This window comes from Saccharopolyspora sp. NPDC047091 (assembly GCF_040643635.1).
Lineage (GTDB): Bacteria > Actinomycetota > Actinomycetes > Mycobacteriales > Pseudonocardiaceae > Saccharopolyspora_C.
This window is the reverse complement of the sequence record NZ_JBEYUS010000019.1, coordinates 39,692-56,125: the sequence shown is the minus strand read 5'-3', so window position 1 is coordinate 56,125 and position 16,434 is coordinate 39,692. Positions and strand designations below refer to the sequence as shown.

General features: G+C 71.7%; 19 protein-coding genes. 12 read left to right on the top strand and 7 right to left on the bottom strand.

All coding sequences use genetic code 11. The features are described 5' to 3' along the window. Window positions 1-175 precede the first annotated feature (175 nt). Together ABZ805_RS11475 and ABZ805_RS11470 are read right to left on the bottom strand one after the other, a co-directional pair. On the bottom strand, window positions 176-1,261 hold the full coding sequence (locus ABZ805_RS11475) for a methyltransferase domain-containing protein (RefSeq protein ID WP_358437851.1): 1,086 nt from the start codon (window positions 1,259-1,261) through the stop codon (window positions 176-178). Window positions 1,262-1,522: 261 nt separating this feature from the next. Next, complete coding sequence (locus tag ABZ805_RS11470) at window positions 1,523-1,807, bottom strand: muconolactone Delta-isomerase family protein (protein ID WP_358437849.1); 285 nt, start codon at window positions 1,805-1,807, stop codon at window positions 1,523-1,525. Window positions 1,808-1,905: 98 nt separating this feature from the next. Between ABZ805_RS11470 and ABZ805_RS11465 the strand changes: the two genes are divergently transcribed. Both ABZ805_RS11465 and ABZ805_RS11460 read left to right on the top strand, forming a co-directional pair. Next, window positions 1,906-2,220, top strand: a complete 315-nt coding sequence (locus ABZ805_RS11465; protein WP_358437847.1) for a metalloregulator ArsR/SmtB family transcription factor — start codon at window positions 1,906-1,908, stop codon at window positions 2,218-2,220. Window positions 2,221-2,278: 58 nt separating this feature from the next. Then, complete coding sequence (locus ABZ805_RS11460) at window positions 2,279-2,617, top strand: hypothetical protein (protein WP_358437845.1); 339 nt, start codon at window positions 2,279-2,281, stop codon at window positions 2,615-2,617. An 11-nt stretch (window positions 2,618-2,628) separates the two neighbouring features. On the opposite strand, the gene ABZ805_RS11455 is transcribed toward ABZ805_RS11460, so the two are convergent. Further along, window positions 2,629-2,811: a DUF397 domain-containing protein gene (locus tag ABZ805_RS11455; protein WP_358437842.1), complete on the bottom strand. Its 183-nt coding sequence runs from the start codon at window positions 2,809-2,811 to the stop codon at window positions 2,629-2,631. 14 nt (window positions 2,812-2,825) lie between these two features. Then, complete coding sequence (locus tag ABZ805_RS11450) at window positions 2,826-3,650, bottom strand: helix-turn-helix transcriptional regulator (RefSeq protein WP_358437839.1); 825 nt, start codon at window positions 3,648-3,650, stop codon at window positions 2,826-2,828. Between the two features lie 152 nt (window positions 3,651-3,802). Between ABZ805_RS11450 and ABZ805_RS11445 the strand changes: the two genes are divergently transcribed. Together ABZ805_RS11445 and ABZ805_RS11440 are read left to right on the top strand one after the other, a co-directional pair. After that, on the top strand, window positions 3,803-4,081 hold the full coding sequence (locus ABZ805_RS11445) for a hypothetical protein (protein WP_358437836.1): 279 nt from the start codon (window positions 3,803-3,805) through the stop codon (window positions 4,079-4,081). 340 nt (window positions 4,082-4,421) lie between these two features. Then, entirely contained in the window at window positions 4,422-5,351 is a 930-nt protein-coding gene (locus ABZ805_RS11440; RefSeq protein WP_358437833.1) for a DUF5996 family protein, read from the top strand. Window positions 5,352-5,375: 24 nt separating this feature from the next. On the opposite strand, the gene ABZ805_RS11435 is transcribed toward ABZ805_RS11440, so the two are convergent. After that, window positions 5,376-6,050, bottom strand: coding sequence for a TetR/AcrR family transcriptional regulator C-terminal domain-containing protein (locus tag ABZ805_RS11435; RefSeq protein WP_358437831.1), 675 nt, complete (start codon window positions 6,048-6,050; stop codon window positions 5,376-5,378). A gap of 96 nt (window positions 6,051-6,146) precedes the next feature. Here ABZ805_RS11435 and ABZ805_RS11430 point away from each other — a divergent pair, with 96 nt between their 5' ends. The 3 genes from ABZ805_RS11430 (at window position 6,147) to ABZ805_RS11420 (ending at window position 7,620) form a co-directional block, all read left to right on the top strand. After that, window positions 6,147-6,464, top strand: coding sequence for an SCP2 sterol-binding domain-containing protein (locus tag ABZ805_RS11430; RefSeq protein WP_358437828.1), 318 nt, complete (start codon window positions 6,147-6,149; stop codon window positions 6,462-6,464). Beyond that, the gene (locus ABZ805_RS11425) at window positions 6,461-6,985 is read left to right on the top strand and encodes a VOC family protein (RefSeq protein WP_358437825.1); all 525 of its coding nucleotides are present in this window, start codon (window positions 6,461-6,463) and stop codon (window positions 6,983-6,985) included. The genes ABZ805_RS11430 and ABZ805_RS11425 overlap by 4 nt, the downstream gene beginning before the upstream one ends. A gap of 116 nt (window positions 6,986-7,101) precedes the next feature. After that, complete coding sequence (locus ABZ805_RS11420; protein ID WP_358437822.1) at window positions 7,102-7,620, top strand: carboxymuconolactone decarboxylase family protein; 519 nt, start codon at window positions 7,102-7,104, stop codon at window positions 7,618-7,620. 48 nt (window positions 7,621-7,668) lie between these two features. Here ABZ805_RS11420 and ABZ805_RS11415 read toward each other — a convergent pair whose 3' ends face one another. Continuing rightward, complete coding sequence (locus ABZ805_RS11415; RefSeq protein ID WP_358437820.1) at window positions 7,669-8,694, bottom strand: iron-siderophore ABC transporter substrate-binding protein; 1,026 nt, start codon at window positions 8,692-8,694, stop codon at window positions 7,669-7,671. Window positions 8,695-8,801: 107 nt separating this feature from the next. Further along, the gene (locus ABZ805_RS11410; RefSeq protein ID WP_358437817.1) at window positions 8,802-9,737 is read right to left on the bottom strand and encodes a YihY/virulence factor BrkB family protein; all 936 of its coding nucleotides are present in this window, start codon (window positions 9,735-9,737) and stop codon (window positions 8,802-8,804) included. A gap of 181 nt (window positions 9,738-9,918) precedes the next feature. Between ABZ805_RS11410 and ABZ805_RS11405 the strand changes: the two genes are divergently transcribed. The 5 genes from ABZ805_RS11405 (at window position 9,919) to ABZ805_RS11385 (ending at window position 16,406) form a co-directional block, all read left to right on the top strand. Continuing rightward, a complete protein-coding gene (locus tag ABZ805_RS11405; RefSeq protein ID WP_358437814.1) occupies window positions 9,919-10,701 on the top strand; it encodes an EI24 domain-containing protein in 783 nt (260 codons plus the stop codon). Next, window positions 10,698-12,011 (top strand): M20 family metallopeptidase, encoded by a 1,314-nt coding sequence (locus ABZ805_RS11400; RefSeq protein WP_358437811.1) that lies wholly within the window; start codon window positions 10,698-10,700, stop codon window positions 12,009-12,011. The genes ABZ805_RS11405 and ABZ805_RS11400 overlap by 4 nt, the downstream gene beginning before the upstream one ends. Window positions 12,012-12,305: 294 nt before the next feature. After that, window positions 12,306-13,013, top strand: a complete 708-nt coding sequence (locus ABZ805_RS11395) for a M50 family metallopeptidase (RefSeq protein ID WP_358437808.1) — start codon at window positions 12,306-12,308, stop codon at window positions 13,011-13,013. A gap of 70 nt (window positions 13,014-13,083) precedes the next feature. Then, window positions 13,084-13,968 carry an oxidoreductase gene (locus tag ABZ805_RS11390; protein WP_358437806.1) on the top strand — a complete coding sequence of 295 codons (885 nt, stop codon included), beginning with the start codon at window positions 13,084-13,086 and terminating at the stop codon, window positions 13,966-13,968. 260 nt (window positions 13,969-14,228) lie between these two features. Then, window positions 14,229-16,406, top strand: a complete 2,178-nt coding sequence (locus ABZ805_RS11385) for an EAL domain-containing protein (protein ID WP_358437803.1) — start codon at window positions 14,229-14,231, stop codon at window positions 16,404-16,406. Window positions 16,407-16,434: the final 28 nt, after the last annotated feature.

Sequence of the window (16,434 nt, the reverse complement as noted above, 5' to 3'; positions counted from 1 at the left end):
GCGAACTCCGACGGCCCGCCCGCCCCGTGCTCCGGGGTGAGCGGGCCGTCGCTCGTTCCAGGTGAGTGGCCCACCAGCCCCGTCTCGTTGGTCGAATGGGCCACTCACCTGGTCACAGTTCTAGGTGAGTGGCCCATTGGCCTGGTGTGGTCGGTCGGGTGGGCCACTCACCTGGTCAGAGTTGCAGGGGCCAGTGGTGCGGGCCGGTGCTGATCCGGTGGGTGCCGTCGGGGTGGACGGTGAGCGTGCAGCGATCGGGGGTGGGACGGCCGGCGTCCCGCCACCAGGCGTGCGCGGCTTCGACCTCGTCCCAGAGCTCGCGCGGCCCGAGCTGCAGCACCGGCCACGGATGCTCGTCGCGGATCATGCCGACGCGCGCCCAGGATCCGGTGCGGCGGTCGTGCAGTTCCACGTCGCGGTGCCGCTCGTCGCGGTCCTCGACGGTGAGGTGGCAGTGCGGTACCCGGAGCCCGATGGTGAAGGCGGCGCGGGAGAACTCGACCACCTCGTACAACTCCGGACCGCGCAGCGCGGTGCTGCTGCGCCGCGCCGCGCGGAGTTCGTCCTCGTCCGGTTCGAGGTGGTGCCTGCGCTGTTGCCGCAGCCGCATGAACGAGAGCCGCGTGCCGCAGCGCCCGGTGGCCGAGCCGTCCGGCCGCACTTCCAGCCTGGTGAGCGCGTGTTCGCCGTAGTCGGTGCCCCACGGCAGCAGCACCAGTCCGCCGACGCGGGTCTGCTCGATCCAGGCGCGCGGAACGGTGCGCACCGAGGCCGTGGCGATGACCCGGTCGTACGGCGCACCGGGCGGGTGCCCGGCCGCGCCGTCGCCGGTGATCACGTCCACGTCGCGGCCGGTGGCGGCGAGCACGTCCCGGGCTCGGGCGGCGAGTCCCGGGTCGATCTCCACCGAGGTCACCTGGCCGTGCGGGCCCACCCGGTCGCGCAGCAGCGCGGCGTTCCACCCGGTGCCGGTGCCGATTTCCAGGACGCGCAGGCCCGGTCGCAGGTCCAGCGCGTCGAGCATCTCGGCGACGAGCGAGGGCTTGCTGCACGAGCTCGTCGGCGTCCGCGCGCCGCCGCCGGGTTCGCCGTCCTCGACCTGCGTCACGACCGGTTCGTCGGCGTCGACCAGTGCGTGCCAGCGCGCGGGTTCCCGTTCGCGGTGGATCGGGACGAAGCCGTCCGATTCGGGGTCGTCGTCCCACACGACCGGTGGGACGAACGCGTCGCGCGGGGCGGGGAACCGAGCCCTTGAGTCCACTGTGGACTACTTCTTACTCTCGGTGTCCTCGTGCTTATTCCCGTCGTCGTCCGTTCCCCATGTCTCCCACTTGTCCGGTTGCGGCGTGCCCTGTCCGTCCCGGTCTGCGTCCCGTCGGCCCATCGCTTCGCCCTTCCTGCGTCGGAGGTGCGTCGCATTCCAGGGTGCCGGAGCCGTCAGGCGAGGTGGGAGGCGCTGCGGGGTGAACCGGCTAGCGAGATCGAGTGCGGTGAACTTCCTTGATCGACGGGTGGGGGAGTGCTACTCGGCTTCGGCGGCGAGGTGGTGCGTGATCAGCGGGGTCACCTCGATGTCGGCCCAGGGCCAGATCGGCAGGTCGGACAGGATGCCGTGCAGCTCCGCGGCGTCCGCGGCGACCCAGACGCCGACGTTGGCCCGCTTGCCGACCACCGTCCAGAAGTGCCGGATCACGCCGTCGGCGAGCAGTGCGCGGCCGCGTTCCTGCTCGCGCCGGATCACGTCCTCGCGTTCGGCGGCGGGCAGTTCGAAGACGCGGGCGACGTCGACCTGGACGAGGAATTCCACGGGTTCTCCTGTGCGCTGGTGGCCGGGCGGCGTGCCCGGCCGGGTGCCGTCACCATACATCGAAGTTCGACGAACTTCGAACTACTATGCTGGGACGCATGGCGCGCAACCCCGACCACCCGGACCTGCGGGACGTCCGGCTCGACCGGATCTTCGCCGCGCTCGGCGACCAGGCGCGGCTGCGGATCGTCGCGGTGCTCGCCGACCGCGCCGAGCACCAGCGGGAGGACTTCGCGGTGGAGGTCGGGCCCTCGACGCTCAGCCACCACATGAAGGTGCTGCGGGAGGCGGGCTTGGTGCGCTGCCGGTTCGAAGGCACCCGCTGCTTCGTGTCGCTGCGCGCCGACGTGCTGCAGCGCCACGACACCGCGCTCGACGGCGTGCTGCGCTCGCTGGTGCAGGAATCGGCCTGAGCGTCCCGATCCGCGTACGCTCGATCTTCGAGCAGGTGAATCGAGGAGGGGTGCCGAGGTGGGTGTCGTGTCCGTCGCCGGGCGGTGGGTCAACAAGGTCGTCGCGCCGGTGGTCCTGCGGTGCGGGAAGTGGCCCGAGGCCGGCCGCACGAGCATGGCGGTCGTGTCCTACGCGGGCCGCAAATCCGGCCGGGAGTTCACGCTCGTCGTCGCGATCCGCCGCACCGAGTCCGGTGCCACCATCGCCGTCGAGCTGCCCGACCAGAAGCGCTGGTGGCGCAACTTCCTGCAGCCCGGCCCGCTCACCATCGACATCGGCGGCGACCGCCGCACCGGCCGCGCCCACGCCGTCCGCGACGACAGCGGCAAGGTCAAGCTCCACGTCGAACTCGACTGAGCGGCGGAAGCTCAGCCGTCGAACCGGCCGTGCTTGATCGCCGTGAGGAAACCGGCCCACTGGGTGGCGGTAGTGGTTAATCGGTGAGAGGCCGTGTCCTTCGTGTCACGTATCGCGGTGCGGCCACTTCCTTGATCGACTTCGACGCAGTTGTTTCCGCCGCTGTAGCTGGACTTCCGCCAGTTCTCCGACATGCTCTCTTCCTCTTTCATGACAACGCGACGATCAGATCGGCGGAATCCGACGGGCTGAGCGCCCTCTTGCGCAACGTCTCGACTGCGGCTCGGTAGGTCTTGACCGCCTTCACATCTGTGATGGTGGTGGAGGTATCGAAGTGTTCGAGCTGCACCACCGGCTTGGCCTGCGTGAATTCGATCAAGGCCCACGAGCCGCTCAACGCCGGCCCGCACGGGCGGTCGAGGGGGAGGACCTGGATCTCCACGTTGTCGCGCTTGCCGGCCAGGGCGAGTTCGTGGAGCTGTTCGCGCATGACGTCCTGTGGGCAGGTGGGGTAGCGGAGCGCCGCTTCGCCGATGATCGCGAGAAGCTGCTTCGGGCGGTTGCCGGTCAGTACGTGCTGGCGCCCGAGGCGTTGCTGCGCACGTTGTTCCGCTTCGCTGCGGCTGGACGCCCCGAACTCGGCGATGATGTGCCGCGCGTAGTCGTAGGTCTGCAACAGGCCCGGAATCATCAGCGGTTCCACGTTGATGATCTGCGTCGAGGTCCGTTCGTATTCGGTCAGGGCCGCTAGCTGCTTGTCGGTGCCGGGTGCGACCCAGTTCGGTTCGAGCGCGTCACGCGCTAATTCGAGGATGCGGTCTCGCTCGGTCCCGGTGACGCCGAGAACGGCGAGGATGGTCGCGGTATCGGCCTCGCTGGGGGTGAGTTTGCCGTTCTCCCAACGGGAAACGTGCGAGTTGCTGCGTCCCACGAGCTCGGCCAGATCTCGGGAGGTCATCCCGGTGGCCCGCCTGGCCTGCCACAGCTCGACGCCAAGTGCGCGAGCCCGTGGGGTGTCTGCGCTGCTCGCCATGTCGAACATCGTAAGTCGTGACCACGTGCGTTCCCTGTTGTCACCCGAAGGTGGATCTTGTGCGATATGACGCATGCACTGAAGATTGGTGCATGCACCAAGATGACTGTTCGCCACCTCCGCGTCGTGGCGGGGGCCAAGGGGGTTCGAAGTTGGATCAGCAGCGATCGATCGGTTCCGCCACCTCGTTCCCGGCGCGGGTCCGGTACCGGGCCGGAGCGGCGGGGGAGGCGCGGCGGGTCGTGCACATCGCGATGTCCACAGTGGAGGGTGACTGGTCGGCGCTCTGCGGGGTGCGGTTGCCCGCCGCGGACGCCGAGCGGATCTCCGACCTGCTCGGGATGCCGTGCATGGCCTGCACCCGGGTGCTCGCGGCCCGGTCCCAGGTGACGATCGGCCTCGACCCGCCGGTCGTGCTCGAAGCGGGATAGCCCCGCTCGGCCGAAGACCCGGTTCGCCGCCGCGCCCGCCGCGAGGCGGTGGACCGAGCCCCGCCGGGCCGCTCCCGCTTCCCCGACCGCGAGCGCCCGGCGGGGCACCCGCATCCGCGTCCACGACCTCCCCCGGGTGGGCGCGGATGTTCCCGGGCGGTGCCGTGCCCCGAGCCGCCCGGCCGCGCCTTCCCCCGCGACCGCCTGGCGAACCGCGGGGGAAGGCGTGCGGGAAGGGGCGTTGGTCCCGTTCTGACCTGGTATTTCGGTGTCCTTCGGCTGCTGCGTTCACCCTGCTCGCCCGCCAGCATGGGGACGGGCGAGACTGGGGGAGGACGCCATGACGGGACTGCGGGAGACCGCTGCCTGGCCCGCGCTGCGGGTCGACGAATGGACGGACACGCGCGACACGCTGCACCTGTGGACGCAGGTCGTCGGCAAGGTGCGGCTCGCGCTGGCGCCGATGGTCAACCACTGGTGGCAGTCCGCGCTGTACGTCTCCGCGCGCGGCCTCACCACCTCGGCCGTGCCGCACGGCACCGCGCTGTTCGACGCCGAGTTCGACTTCTGCGCGCAGGTGCTGCGGATCCGCACCGCCGACGACGAACGGCTCGTCCCGCTCGAACCGAAGTCGGTGGCCGCGTTCCACGGCGAGGTGATGGGGGCGCTCGACGAACTCGGGCTGCACACCACGATCCACGCGGCGCCGAACGAGGTGCGGCGGGCCATCCCGTTCCAGCGGGACACCGAGCACGCCGCGTACGACCCGGCCAGCGCGCACCTGTGGTGGCGCCAGCTGGTCGCCGCGCACCGCGTGTTCCAGGAGTTCCGCGCCGAGTTCCTCGGCAAGGCCAGCCCGGTGCACTACTTCTGGGGCGCGATGGACCTCGCCGTCACCCGGTTCTCCGGCAGGCCCGCGCCGCCGCACCCCGGCGGGGCGCCGAACTGCCCGGACGAGGTGATGGTGGAGGGTTATTCGCGCGAGCTCAGCAGCTGCGGGTTCTGGCCAGGGGGAGACGGCGAGGGGCTGTTCTACTCCTACGCCTACCCGGAACCGGCCGGGTTCCCGGGCCATCCGGTCCCGCCCGACGCGGCGGGCTACCGAGCCGATCTCGGCGAGTTCGTGCTCGACTACGCCGACGTGCGGACCGCATCCGATCCGGACGGCACCTTGCTCGCCTTCCTGCGCGGCAGCTACGCGGCCGCCGCCCGCGCGGGCGACTGGGACCGCCCGCTCCTGGAAGCGCCACCCCGCGCCCGCCAGGGGTGAACGGCCGGGCCGTGCCCCTGGGGGTCAGCCGGGGAGGGTGCGTTCGATGGCGGTGAGGACGAGGTCCAGGCCGTACTCGAACTCCGCCTCGTGATCGCAGACCGCGAGGTGCGGGGCGATCGCGGTCAGCGACGGCAGCGCCGCGGCCTCCAGGGTCCGCCGGCGCCGCCCGCCCGCCGCCGGATCGGTGCCGAACGACGGCGACGCCTCGACCTCGCGCATCAGGGTGCCGACCAGGAAGCCGAGCGCGGCGCGCAACGCGTGCACCGCCTGCTCCGGCGGGCAGCCCGCGTCCAGCAGCGGCGCGACGGCCGCCGCCAGCGGAGCCAGCCCGGCCGAGGAGCCGATCTGCCGGGTCAGCACCGTCGGCGCGGCCCTCGGGTGCGCCAGCATCGCGGCGCGGAAGCCGCGCGCCACGCCCTCCATCCGCTCCCGCGGGGTCCCGTCGGCGGGCGGCGCGGGGATGCCGGCGAGCAGCGCCTCCGCGATGCCGTCCAGCACGTCGTCCTTGTCGGCGACGTGGTTGTAGAGGCTCATCGGATCGACGCGCAGCCGCTGGGCGATCTTGCGCATGCTGATCTGGTCGAGGCCCTCCTCGTCGACGAGGGCCAGCGCCGCCTCGATGACGCGATCGCGGGACAGCGTCGCGCTGCCGCGGGGCGGTCTGCCGCGGCGACCCTTCGGTGCGGGCGTGGTCACGGGCTCAGTGTGCCCCACCCTTGTCGAGATCTACAGCGTAGGTATAAAGTCGCCGCCGAAAGCCTACGGCGTAGGTAAACGATCCGAGGAGGGATGATGTCGACGCTCGACGTCATCAACAAGCTGCCCGCCGCCTTCGACCGCGAAGCCGCCGACGGGATCGAAGGCACCATCCAGCTCAACATCTCGACCCCCGTGCACGTGACCGTCGCCGACGGCGAACTCCGCGTCACCGAAGGCACCGCCGACGACCCGGACGCCACGCTCACCAGCTCCGACGACGACCTGCTGGCGATCCTGCGCGGCGAAGCCGACGGCGTCGCCTCCTTCCTCGCCGGCAAGCTCCAGGTCGAAGGAGACCTGCAGCTCGCCAAGGAGTTCCCCGGCCTCCTCGACCCGGCCGCGCTCGCATGAGCCGGCTGTTCGGCGACATCGCGCAGAACGGCTACGTCGTGCGCGACCTCGACACCGCCATCGCGAACTGGGTCGAGGTGCTGGAGGTCGGGCCGTGGTTCTACTTCGAAGACCTGCGCTTCGAGAACTTCCACTACCGCGGCGAACCGTCCGAAGCGCGCGTCGATCTCGCCCTCGCCAACTCCGGCGACCTGCAGATCGAGCTGATCCAGCCCGCCGACGACGCCCCGTCCATGTACCGGGACTTCCTCGCCGCCGGGAACGAAGGCCTCCAGCACGTCTGCTACTGGACCACCGAGTACCAGCAGCTCTATGACACCGCCCTCGCCCGCGGCTACACCGTCGGGCAGGAAGGCGCGGTCGGCGGGGCCCAAGGCCGCTTCGCCTACCTGGAAACCGGATTCCACCCCGGCACCGTCGTCGAGATCTCCGACGTCAGCGGACCCAAGCGGTCGGTCTTCGACTTCATCCGCAAGACCGCCGCCGAGTGGGACGGCAGCAAGCCGATCCGCCGGATGTGAACCACCCGGCGCTCCCCGAGCGCCGAGGGCCCGCCGCTCGGACGCGCACGGGTGCACCCGCGCCGCACCCGTCGCGTCCGAGCGGGCACGGGCCCCGCCCCGACCAGGAGGACACCATGAGCATCCCGCTGCCCGGCGACGACGAACTCTCCGACAAGAACCGCAGGCTGCTGCGCGGACTCCCGGACGCCAACATCTTCCGGATGGTCGCCAACGCCCCGAACAGCCTCAAACCGTTCCTGGACCTGGCGGGCTCGCTGCTCATGCAGTCCGAGTTCGACAAGCGCGCCAGGGAGATCGCCATCCTGCGCATCGCGACCATCACCGGAGCGCACTACGAGTGGGCGCAGCACGTCCGCATCGCCAAGCTGGTCGGCGTCACCGACGACGAGATCGAGCGCGTCGGAGTGGACGGGCCGGTCAGCGGGTTCGACGCGAGCACCCGGCTGGTCATCGACGCCGCCGAGGACCTCACCCGCAACGTCCGCCTGGACGACCGGCTGCTCGAAGCGCTGCTCGCCGAGCACGGCACGCGGCGCACCACCGAGTTCATCCTGTGCTGCAGCTACTTCAACATGGTCAGCAGGTTCCTGGAATCCACCCGGGTCCCCCTCGAAGACGCTCCGCTGATCTGAGCACCGGCGCCCCCGTCCGCCGCGTCGTCGAACGGGGGCGCCGCGACCTCACGCCTTCGCCAGCGCCTCGTCGATCTTCGGCACCAGGTTGTCCAAGGTGAACGGGATGCTCGACACCGTCGCCGAACCCAGCGACATCGTCAGGTCGTAGTCGTCGAGCACCACCAGCGCGCCGCGCTTGGCCGCGGGCAGGTTGTTCAGCAGCGGGTCCGCGCGCACCGCCGCCACGTCCGTCGGCTTCGCCGTGGTGACGATGACGACGTCGGCGTCCAGCAGCGACACCTGCTCCTTGCTGACCTTCACGTTGAACTTGCCGCCGCTGTCCATGCCCTCGATGGACGGGGCGAGCTTCAAGCCCAGCTGCTCCAGCAGCGCGGTCCGCGCGTCCTGCTTGGTGTAGGCCGCGTAGTTGCCCGCCGAATCGGTGCGCACCGTGACGTGCGTGCGGCCCTCGAACTTCGGGTTGTCCTTCCGGACCTGCTCGATGCGGGCCTGGGTGTCGGCGATCAACCGGTTCGCCGCCTCCTCCTCGCCCAGCGCGCGGCCGATCGTCTCGGCCTGCAGGCGCCAGTCCACGCCGTAGTCGATGGTGCCCGGCGGCTGCGCCACCACCGGCTTGAACGCGTTCAACCGGTTGAACTGGTCCTGCGTCAACGCGCTCTGCACGCCGAGGATCACATCCGGCATCAGCGCGATCACCGCCTCGACGTCCACGTCGCTGCCCAGCTGCTTCGGCTTCGCCTGCCCCAGCATCGGCTCCACCCACGGGCCGACGCCCGACTCCCACGGGCCCCACGCGGTGAGGCCGACCGGCACCACGCCCAGCGGCAGCAGCACGTCGTGGTCGGTGATGCCCAGCGACACGACCTTGCCGGGAGCCGCGGGGATCTCGGCGGTGCCGAACTTGTTCGGGATCCGCACCGGGAAACCGGGACCCGCCGCCTGACCCGACGGGGCGGGCGAACCACCCGCGCAGGCCGCCAGGCCCACCGCGAGCAGACCGGTCGCACCGGCCAGGAAACCGCGCCTGCCGAAGGACTCGGTCCGCGGGTGTGTTCGGTCAGCAGAGGTCATCGCGCATCCTTCATCCGGATCAGCCAAGCGAGGCTAACCTAACAAAGCTGCGAGCGGCTGTGGTGTGACTTCGGACGACCGCCCCCGCGAGACCCGTCACCCGGCGATCACTCCGAACCGACCAGCTCCCGGCGCAACCGGGCCGTCCGCCGCGACGGCTGCACGCTGTCCAGCTCCGCGTTCACCGTCCCGCCGAGCAGCACCGCGAACGCCGTGACGTACAGCCATAGCAGCACGCCCATCGGCGCCGCCAGCGCACCGTAGACGGGGGAGTGCTCGATCGTCACGTCCAGGTAGATCCGCAGCGCCAGACTGCCCCCGAGCCACACCAGCAGCGCCAGCGCCGCCCCCGGCAGGTGCTCCAGCCACGGCGCCCGCAACGGCAGCGACAACGAGTACAACGTGCACAGCGACGCGATCGACCCGATCACGATCACCGGCCAGTACAGCGCGTACACCACCACCGACGCCTGCGGGAACCAGTCCGCGATCACCGACGGGCCCACCGCCAGCAGCGGCAGCAGCACGATCCCGCCGAACAGCGCCACCGTGTACAGCAGCACCGACATCAGCCGCTGGCGCACCACGTTCCGCTGCCCGGCCAGGCCGTACACCACCGAGATCGTGTCGATGAAGACGTTCAGCGCCGCCGAACCCGACCACAGCGCCAGCACGAAACCGATCGAGATCACCCCCGCCCGGCCCGAGCTGAGCACCTCGTCCAGCACCGGCTGCAGCAGCTCGTCGATGGCCTGCTGGGACAGCACCGTCGACGCCCCGGACACCAGCGCGTCCCGGACCGCGGTGATCGTCTCCACGCCGAGCACGCCCGCCAGGTAGCCGAGCGTGCCGACCAGGCCCAGCAGCACCGGCGGCATTGAGATCAGCGTGAAGAACGCCGCCTCCCCGGCCAGTCCGGTCAGCCGGTGCCGGGCGCTGGCGCCGATGGTCTTCTTCGTGAGCCGCCACAGGCCGCGCAGCTGCCGGTTGCGCGGCTGCCCGTGCCAGATCCGGTCCACGAGCGTTCGCTGCGGTGTCAGCACGATCCCGTTCCCCTTTCCGGCGCCGCGTTCGAGAACGCGGGTCGCGCACCCTGGGACAGGTCCACCGCGGTCCGCGTTACGCGATAGTGGGTCAGATCACGAAAACCCGGCCGTGATCCGGGCGCCGGCGGTGAAACCGGGCCCGATACCGTGCTGCGAGATCCACTTCCCCTGGAGCGGCATGAAGAACCTCATCGCCGGAGCCCGCGCGCTGGGCACCGGATTCCGCCTGATCGTGCGGTCCCCGCGGCTGCTGGTGATCGGCGCGATCCCCGCGCTGCTGAGCGCGGTGCTGCTGCTGGGATCGCTCGGCGCGCTGCTGTACTTCAGCGGGGACCTGGTGACCGCGCTGACCCCGTTCGCCGACGGCTGGACCGACTGGCTGCGCCAGGCGTTCCGGGTGCTGGTGGGGGTGGCGCTGGTCGGCGCGGCCGCGCTGCTCGGCTCGGTGTCGTTCATCGCGCTCACGCTGCTGATCGGCGGGCCGTTCTACGAGCACATCGCCGAGCAGGCCGAACAGCACCTCGGGCTCGACACCGGCGACGACGGCGCCGGATTCGCCCGGCAGCTCGGCCGCGGCGTGCGGGACTCGGTGAAGCTGGTGCTGGTGGCGCTGGTCGGCGCGGTCCTGCTGTTCGCGCTGGGCTTCGTGCCGGTGCTCGGGCAGACGGTGGTGCCGGTGCTCGCCGCCCTGTTCGGCGCCTGGGTGGTGGCGCTGGAGATGGTCGGCCTCGTGTTCGCGCGCCGCGGCCTGACCGTGCGGGACCGGCACCGCTCGCTGGCGGCGAACAAGGCGAGCACGCTCGGGTTCGGGCTGCCGACCTACCTGCTGTGCCTGATCCCCGTGCTGCAGCTGGTGATCATCCCGGCCGCCGTCGTGGGCGGCACGCTGCTCGCGCACCGGCAGCTCGACGGCACCGAGCGCACCGGGACGCCGTCCCGGCCACCTACAGTGCGGGAATGACGCAACCCACCACTCCCGACGACTCGTACCTGAAGTCCGTCGCCGCGGCGACCGAGCGGGCCGTGGCCACCGCGGCACCGCTGCGCTCCGAGCACGACGGCGCGCCCGCCGCGGTGCGCGACCGGGCCGAGCGGTGGCTCGACGAGCACGCCGCGGACCTGCTGGGACTCAGCCACGACCTGCACGAGCACCCGGAGGAGGGCTTCGCCGAGCACCGCTCGGTCGCCGCCGTCGCCGACCTGCTGCGCGCGCGGGGCTTCGACGCGCAGGTCGGGGTGGGCGAGCTGCCGACCGCGCTGCTGGCGAGCACCGGCGGCGGCGGGCCGCACGTGGCCGTGCTCGCCGAGTACGACGCGCTGCCCGGGGTGGGGCACGCCTGCGGTCACAACATCATCTGCTCCGCGGGCGTCGGCGGGTTCCTCGGCGCCGCCGCGGTGCTGGACGAGGTCGGCGGCAGGCTCAGCCTCGTCGGCACGCCCGCCGAGGAAGGCGGCGGCGGCAAGGAGATCCTGGCCCGCGCCGGGATCTTCGACGACGTGGACGCGGTGGTGATGCTGCACCCGTTCTCGCACGACGTGGCCACCCACCCGTTCCTCGGCCGCCGCCAGGTCGACGTCATCTTCCACGGCATCGCCGCGCACGCCTCGGCGCAACCGTTCATGGGCCGCAACGCCCTCGACGCCGTGGTGGCGACCTACCAGGGCGTGGCGGCGCTGCGCCAGCACATGCCCTCCGGCGACCGGGTGCACGGCATCATCACCGACGGCGGGCAGCGGCCCAACGTGGTGCCGGAGCGCGCCGCCGCCCAGTTCTACGTGCGCTCCGCCGACCCGGACTCGCTGCGCGACCTCGCCGACCGCATCGACCGGATCGCGCACGGCGCCGCCGAGATGACCGGCTGCGGCGTGGAACTCGTCTGGGACCGGCAGTACCCCTACCTGCCGATCCGGCACAACGACGCGCTCGCCGCCCGCTGGGCCGAGCACCAGGCCCGGCGCGGCCGCACCTCGCTGCCGCGCGGCGTGGTGCCCGAGTACCTCACCGGTTCCACCGACCTCGGCAACCTCAGCTACCGGATGCCCGCCATGCACCCGATGATCGGGCTCGACGACGCCGGGCTGTCGCTGCACACCGCCGGATTCGCCACCGCCGCCCGGTCCGGGGCGGGCGACCGGGCCGTGCTGGACGGTGCCACCGGACTCGCGCTCACCGCCCTCGACTACCTCGCCGACGAGCGGCTGCGCGCCGCCGTGCACGCCGAGTTCGAGCAGGCCGGCGGGGCGCTGGACGTGCCCGCCTTCTTCGACTGACCGGCTCCTGCTGCTCGGTGGTCGGGTGGCGGAACCTCAGCGGTTCCCTCGCTGCGGGATCGATTTCCGATGTATCGGTCCATGCACGGCGAAATCGCCGTCCTCGCGAGGGAACCGCTGAGAACCCGCGGGTGGTCGTTCTGCGCGCGTGGTCGGCGGCTCAGCGGCTTCGCCGCTGGCAGGACGAACGAGCACGGTCCGCTGAGCGGGCGGTTCGGGCGGCGGTGACCGCCCGCGACCGCTGCGTACGATCGGCGTCGCCCGAACGAACCCGACAACCCAGGTGTGTCTGCTGTGGACGAATTAGTCAGGTCTTGGAGCGACGAGCTGCTCGACTCCGGGTCGGCGCTGACCCTGCTGCTGGGCCTGGTCGCCCTGGGCCTCGTGCTCAACCGCACCAGCTGGCGGCTGCTGCGCAACGTGGTCACCATCGCGCACGAAGGCGGGCACGCCGTGGTCGCGCTGCTCAGCGGGCGCAAGCTCAACGGCATCCGGCTGCACTCCGACACCTCCGGGCTCACCCTCTCCACCGGGCGACCCACCGGGCCCGGCATGGTGTTCACCCTGTTCGCGGGCTATCCGGCGGTGTCGCTGCTCGGGCTGGGCGGCGCCGCGCTGGTGTCGTTCGACCAGGAGCGGACCGCGCTGTGGGCCGCGGTGGCGCTGCTGGCGCTGATGCTGCTGGCCATCCGCAACGCCTACGGGGTGCTGTCCATCGTCGTCACCGGCGGCGCGCTGTTCGCGGTGTCCTGGTTCGCCAGCCCGCAGTGGCAGGCCGCGTGCTGCGTGCTGTTCAGCTGGTTCCTGCTGTTCGGCGGGCTGCGCCCCATCGCGGAGCTGCGCGGCAAGCGCACCAGGGGACGCGCGCCCAGCTCGGACGCCGACCAGCTCGCGCGGCTCACCCGCACGCCCGCCGGGTTCTGGCTGGGCGTCTGGTTCCTGCTCGGCGGCGCCGCGCTCGTCGTCGGCGGCCGCTGGCTGCTGCTGATCCCGCAGCTCTGACGCCCCGAACGGGGTCGTGCCGTCCACAGTGGCCTTGTGCTGGACCGGTTCCGTGGCGCAGCATCGCCCGGTGACGACGTTCGAGATCCCCGAAGTACGCCCGGTCCGCCGCATCGGGTACGGCGCGATGCAGCTCGCCGGACCCGGAGTGCTCGGCCCGCCCACCGACCCGGACCGCGCGGCAGCGGTGCTGCGCCGCGCGGTGGAACTCGGCGTGGACCACATCGACACCGCCGACTTCTACGGCCCGTGGACGGTCAACGAGCTGATCGCGACGGCGCTGCGGCCGTACCCGGACGACCTGCTGCTGGCCACCAAGATCGGTTCCTACCGGGACCGGGACGGCGCCTGGCTGCCGCTGTCGCACCCGGACGCGCTGAAGTCGCAGGTGCACGACAACCTGCGCAGGCTGCGGCGGGACGCCCTCGACCTCGTCTACCTGCGACACGTGGCCGACCGGCCGGGGATCGAGCTCGCCGACCAGCTCGGCGCCCTCGTCGAACTCCGCGAGCAAGGCCTGCTGCGCGGCATCGGGCTGTCCCACGTGACCGCCGAGCAGTTCGAGGAAGCGCACCGGCTCACCCCGATCGCCGCCGTGCAGAACGCCTACAACCTGCTCGACCGCACCGGCGCCGACCTGGTCGAGCGCACCGCGCGGCTCGGCGTGGCGTTCGTGCCGTTCTTCCCGCTCGGATCCGCGTTCGTCGCCGACAGCGGAGTCCGCGGCGACCAGGTGGTGCGCTCCGTCGCGCAGCGCCGCGGCGTCCAGCCCGCCCAGGTGTCGCTGGCGTGGCTGCTGCGCCGATCCCCGAACCTGCTGCCGATCCCCGGCACCTCCTCGCTCGAACACCTGGAGGTCAACGTTTCGGCCGATCGGGTGGACTTGTCGGACGAGGACGTGGCCGAGCTCGACGCGCTCGTGGCGGAGGGCACCGCCGCCGAGCAGGCCGGGTGATCATCGTCCCGCCGTCCGGGGGATGATGATCACTTTCGTGGCAACGGCGGCGGACGGATGAGGCCTGTGGACGGTGCTCCGCGTACTGGACATCACCCAGTAGTCTGGCGAACACGGGGAGACGTTCGGGGACCGACGTGGTGCGACGAGCCCGGTGGCCGCAGGGCCTCCGCGCGGGGCGTCCGCTTCCTGGCGACCGGTCATCTCGCCCTGCCCGGCGCGTGGTCCGCCGGAGCGGTCGACGGACAGGTGAACTGAGCATGGGTGACCCCCTCGACCCGGATGCTGGGGCCGGGGCGCAGCCGGAACGCGGCGGCTGGCGCGCGACGCTGGTGCTGCGGTGGGCCGAACGGCTCATCGAATGCTCCCCGGACATCGAGCTGTCCGACGTGGAGCTCAAGCACGCGCTGGCGGAGCTCGCCGACGAACTCGCCGAAGCGCTGCAGGACCCGTCGCGGGCCGCCGACTCCGGCCGGATCGTGGGCGAACGGCTCGTGGAACTGCGCGCCACCGGCGAGCACAGCCTCCAGCGCACCCTGGAGCTGATCCGCGACACCGTGGTCGGCGAATCCGGGGTCGGCGCCGTCGGGCACCTGCTGGAACTGCTCACCTCCATCGCCGCCGGCTATTCCGCGGCCGACCGGGAACGCGCCGAAGTCCAGCAGCGCACCACCGCGCAACTGCTGCTGCGCGCCGACCGCGAACGCCGCGCCAGCGACGCCCGGTTCCGCGAAGTGTTCACCAGCACGCCCATCGGCGTCGCGATCTGCGACCTCAAGGGCCGGTTCACCGAGGTCAACCCGGCGCTCGCCGACATCCTCCGGCACCGCGAAGCGGACCTGCTGGAGATGAGCATCCACGACCTGTTCCACCCGGAGGAAGCGGCCTACCTCAACGCCGCCTACGCCGAACTCGCCGAAGGCGGCCCCGCGCAGCGGCTGCGGGAACGCCGCAGGCTGCTGCGCGCCGATGGCGAGCAGGCCTGGACCTACCTGGCGGTGTCCCTGCTGCGCGGCGCCGAAGGCGAACCGCGGCACATCGTCACGATGGTCGAGGACATCAGCGACCTGTACCTGTTGCAGGAGCGCATCCAGTACCAGGCGCTGCACGACGCGATGACCGGGCTGGCGAACCGGCAGTACTTCCGGACCCGCCTGGAAGCCGCGCAGGGCAACTTCCCGCCGGACGGGATGCTCACCCTCTACCACCTGGGGCTCGACGGGTTCGAGCTGATCAACGACGGGCTGGGCTACGAGACCGGCGACAAGGTGATCCGCGCCGTCGCGCACCGGCTGGAGCAGCTGGTGGAGAACGAGGAGGCGCTCGTCGCCCGCTTCGGCGGCACCGAATTCGCCATCCTCATCAGCGAATCCCCGCACACCCCGGCGATCCCCGAATTCGCCGCGCTGATCAACGAGGAGCTGTCCGAACCGATCTACATCGGCAGGCACGGCATCGCCACCTCCGCCAGCATCGGCGTGGTGCGCCGCCACGTCGCCGAAGCCGACCCCGCGAACATGATGTGGGCCGCGGACGTCGCGCTGCGCCGCGCGGAGATCGCGGGCGCCCGGCAGTGGGAGCTGTTCGACCCGGACATCGCACCGGACGAGCGCACCGAAGCGCAGCTCGCGGCGATCATGCCGGGCGCGCTGGAGCTCGGCGAGTTCCAGGTCTGCTACCGGCCGGTGATCTCCCTGCGGTCCGGCGACCTGATTTCGGTGGAGGCGCAGCTGCGGTGGAACCCGCCGGACCACGAGCCGCTCGGCCACCGCGAATGCCTCCAGCTCGCCGAGCGCTCCGGGGTGACGCTGTCGCTGCGCGACTGGATGCTGCGCGAAGCGTGGGGCCAGGTCGGGCTGTGGCACCGCTCCGGGTACCGGACCTGCTTCCTGGTGGAGCTGAGCGAGAACCAGGTGCGCGACCCCGACCTGGTGGCACTGGTGCGCTCGGTGCTCGAGGACGGCGAGCTGGACCCGAGCTGGATGCACCTGGCGGTGCCGACCTGCGTGGTGATGGACGCGTCCGAGGAGCTGCTGGAGAACCTGCGGCTGCTGCGCGGGCTGGGGGCGCGGGTGCTGCTGCACAGCTTCGCCGGGTCCGCACCGGAACTGCGGGCGCTGCGGCGGGTCCCGGTCGAAGGGGTGCGGCTGGCCGAAGAGCTCGTGGACCTCGTGCACGGTTGCGCCGCCGACGACGCGCAGAGCTGCGCGGACGATCCCGCGGTGCGCGCGGTGCGGCAGCTGATCCCGCTGATGCACGACAGCGGGGTGCAGATCTGCACCGGCGAGGTCGCCGACGAACGCCAGGAACAGCACTGGGTGGACGCGCACTGCGACTTCGCGGTCGGCCCCCGCTACGGCGAACCGGTCACGGCCTGGGACGCGCAGGCGTTGCTGCGGACCCACGGCATCGCCCGGCCCGCCCACGACGAGGACTGACCGCTCCCGAACGCGAATCGGCCCCGCT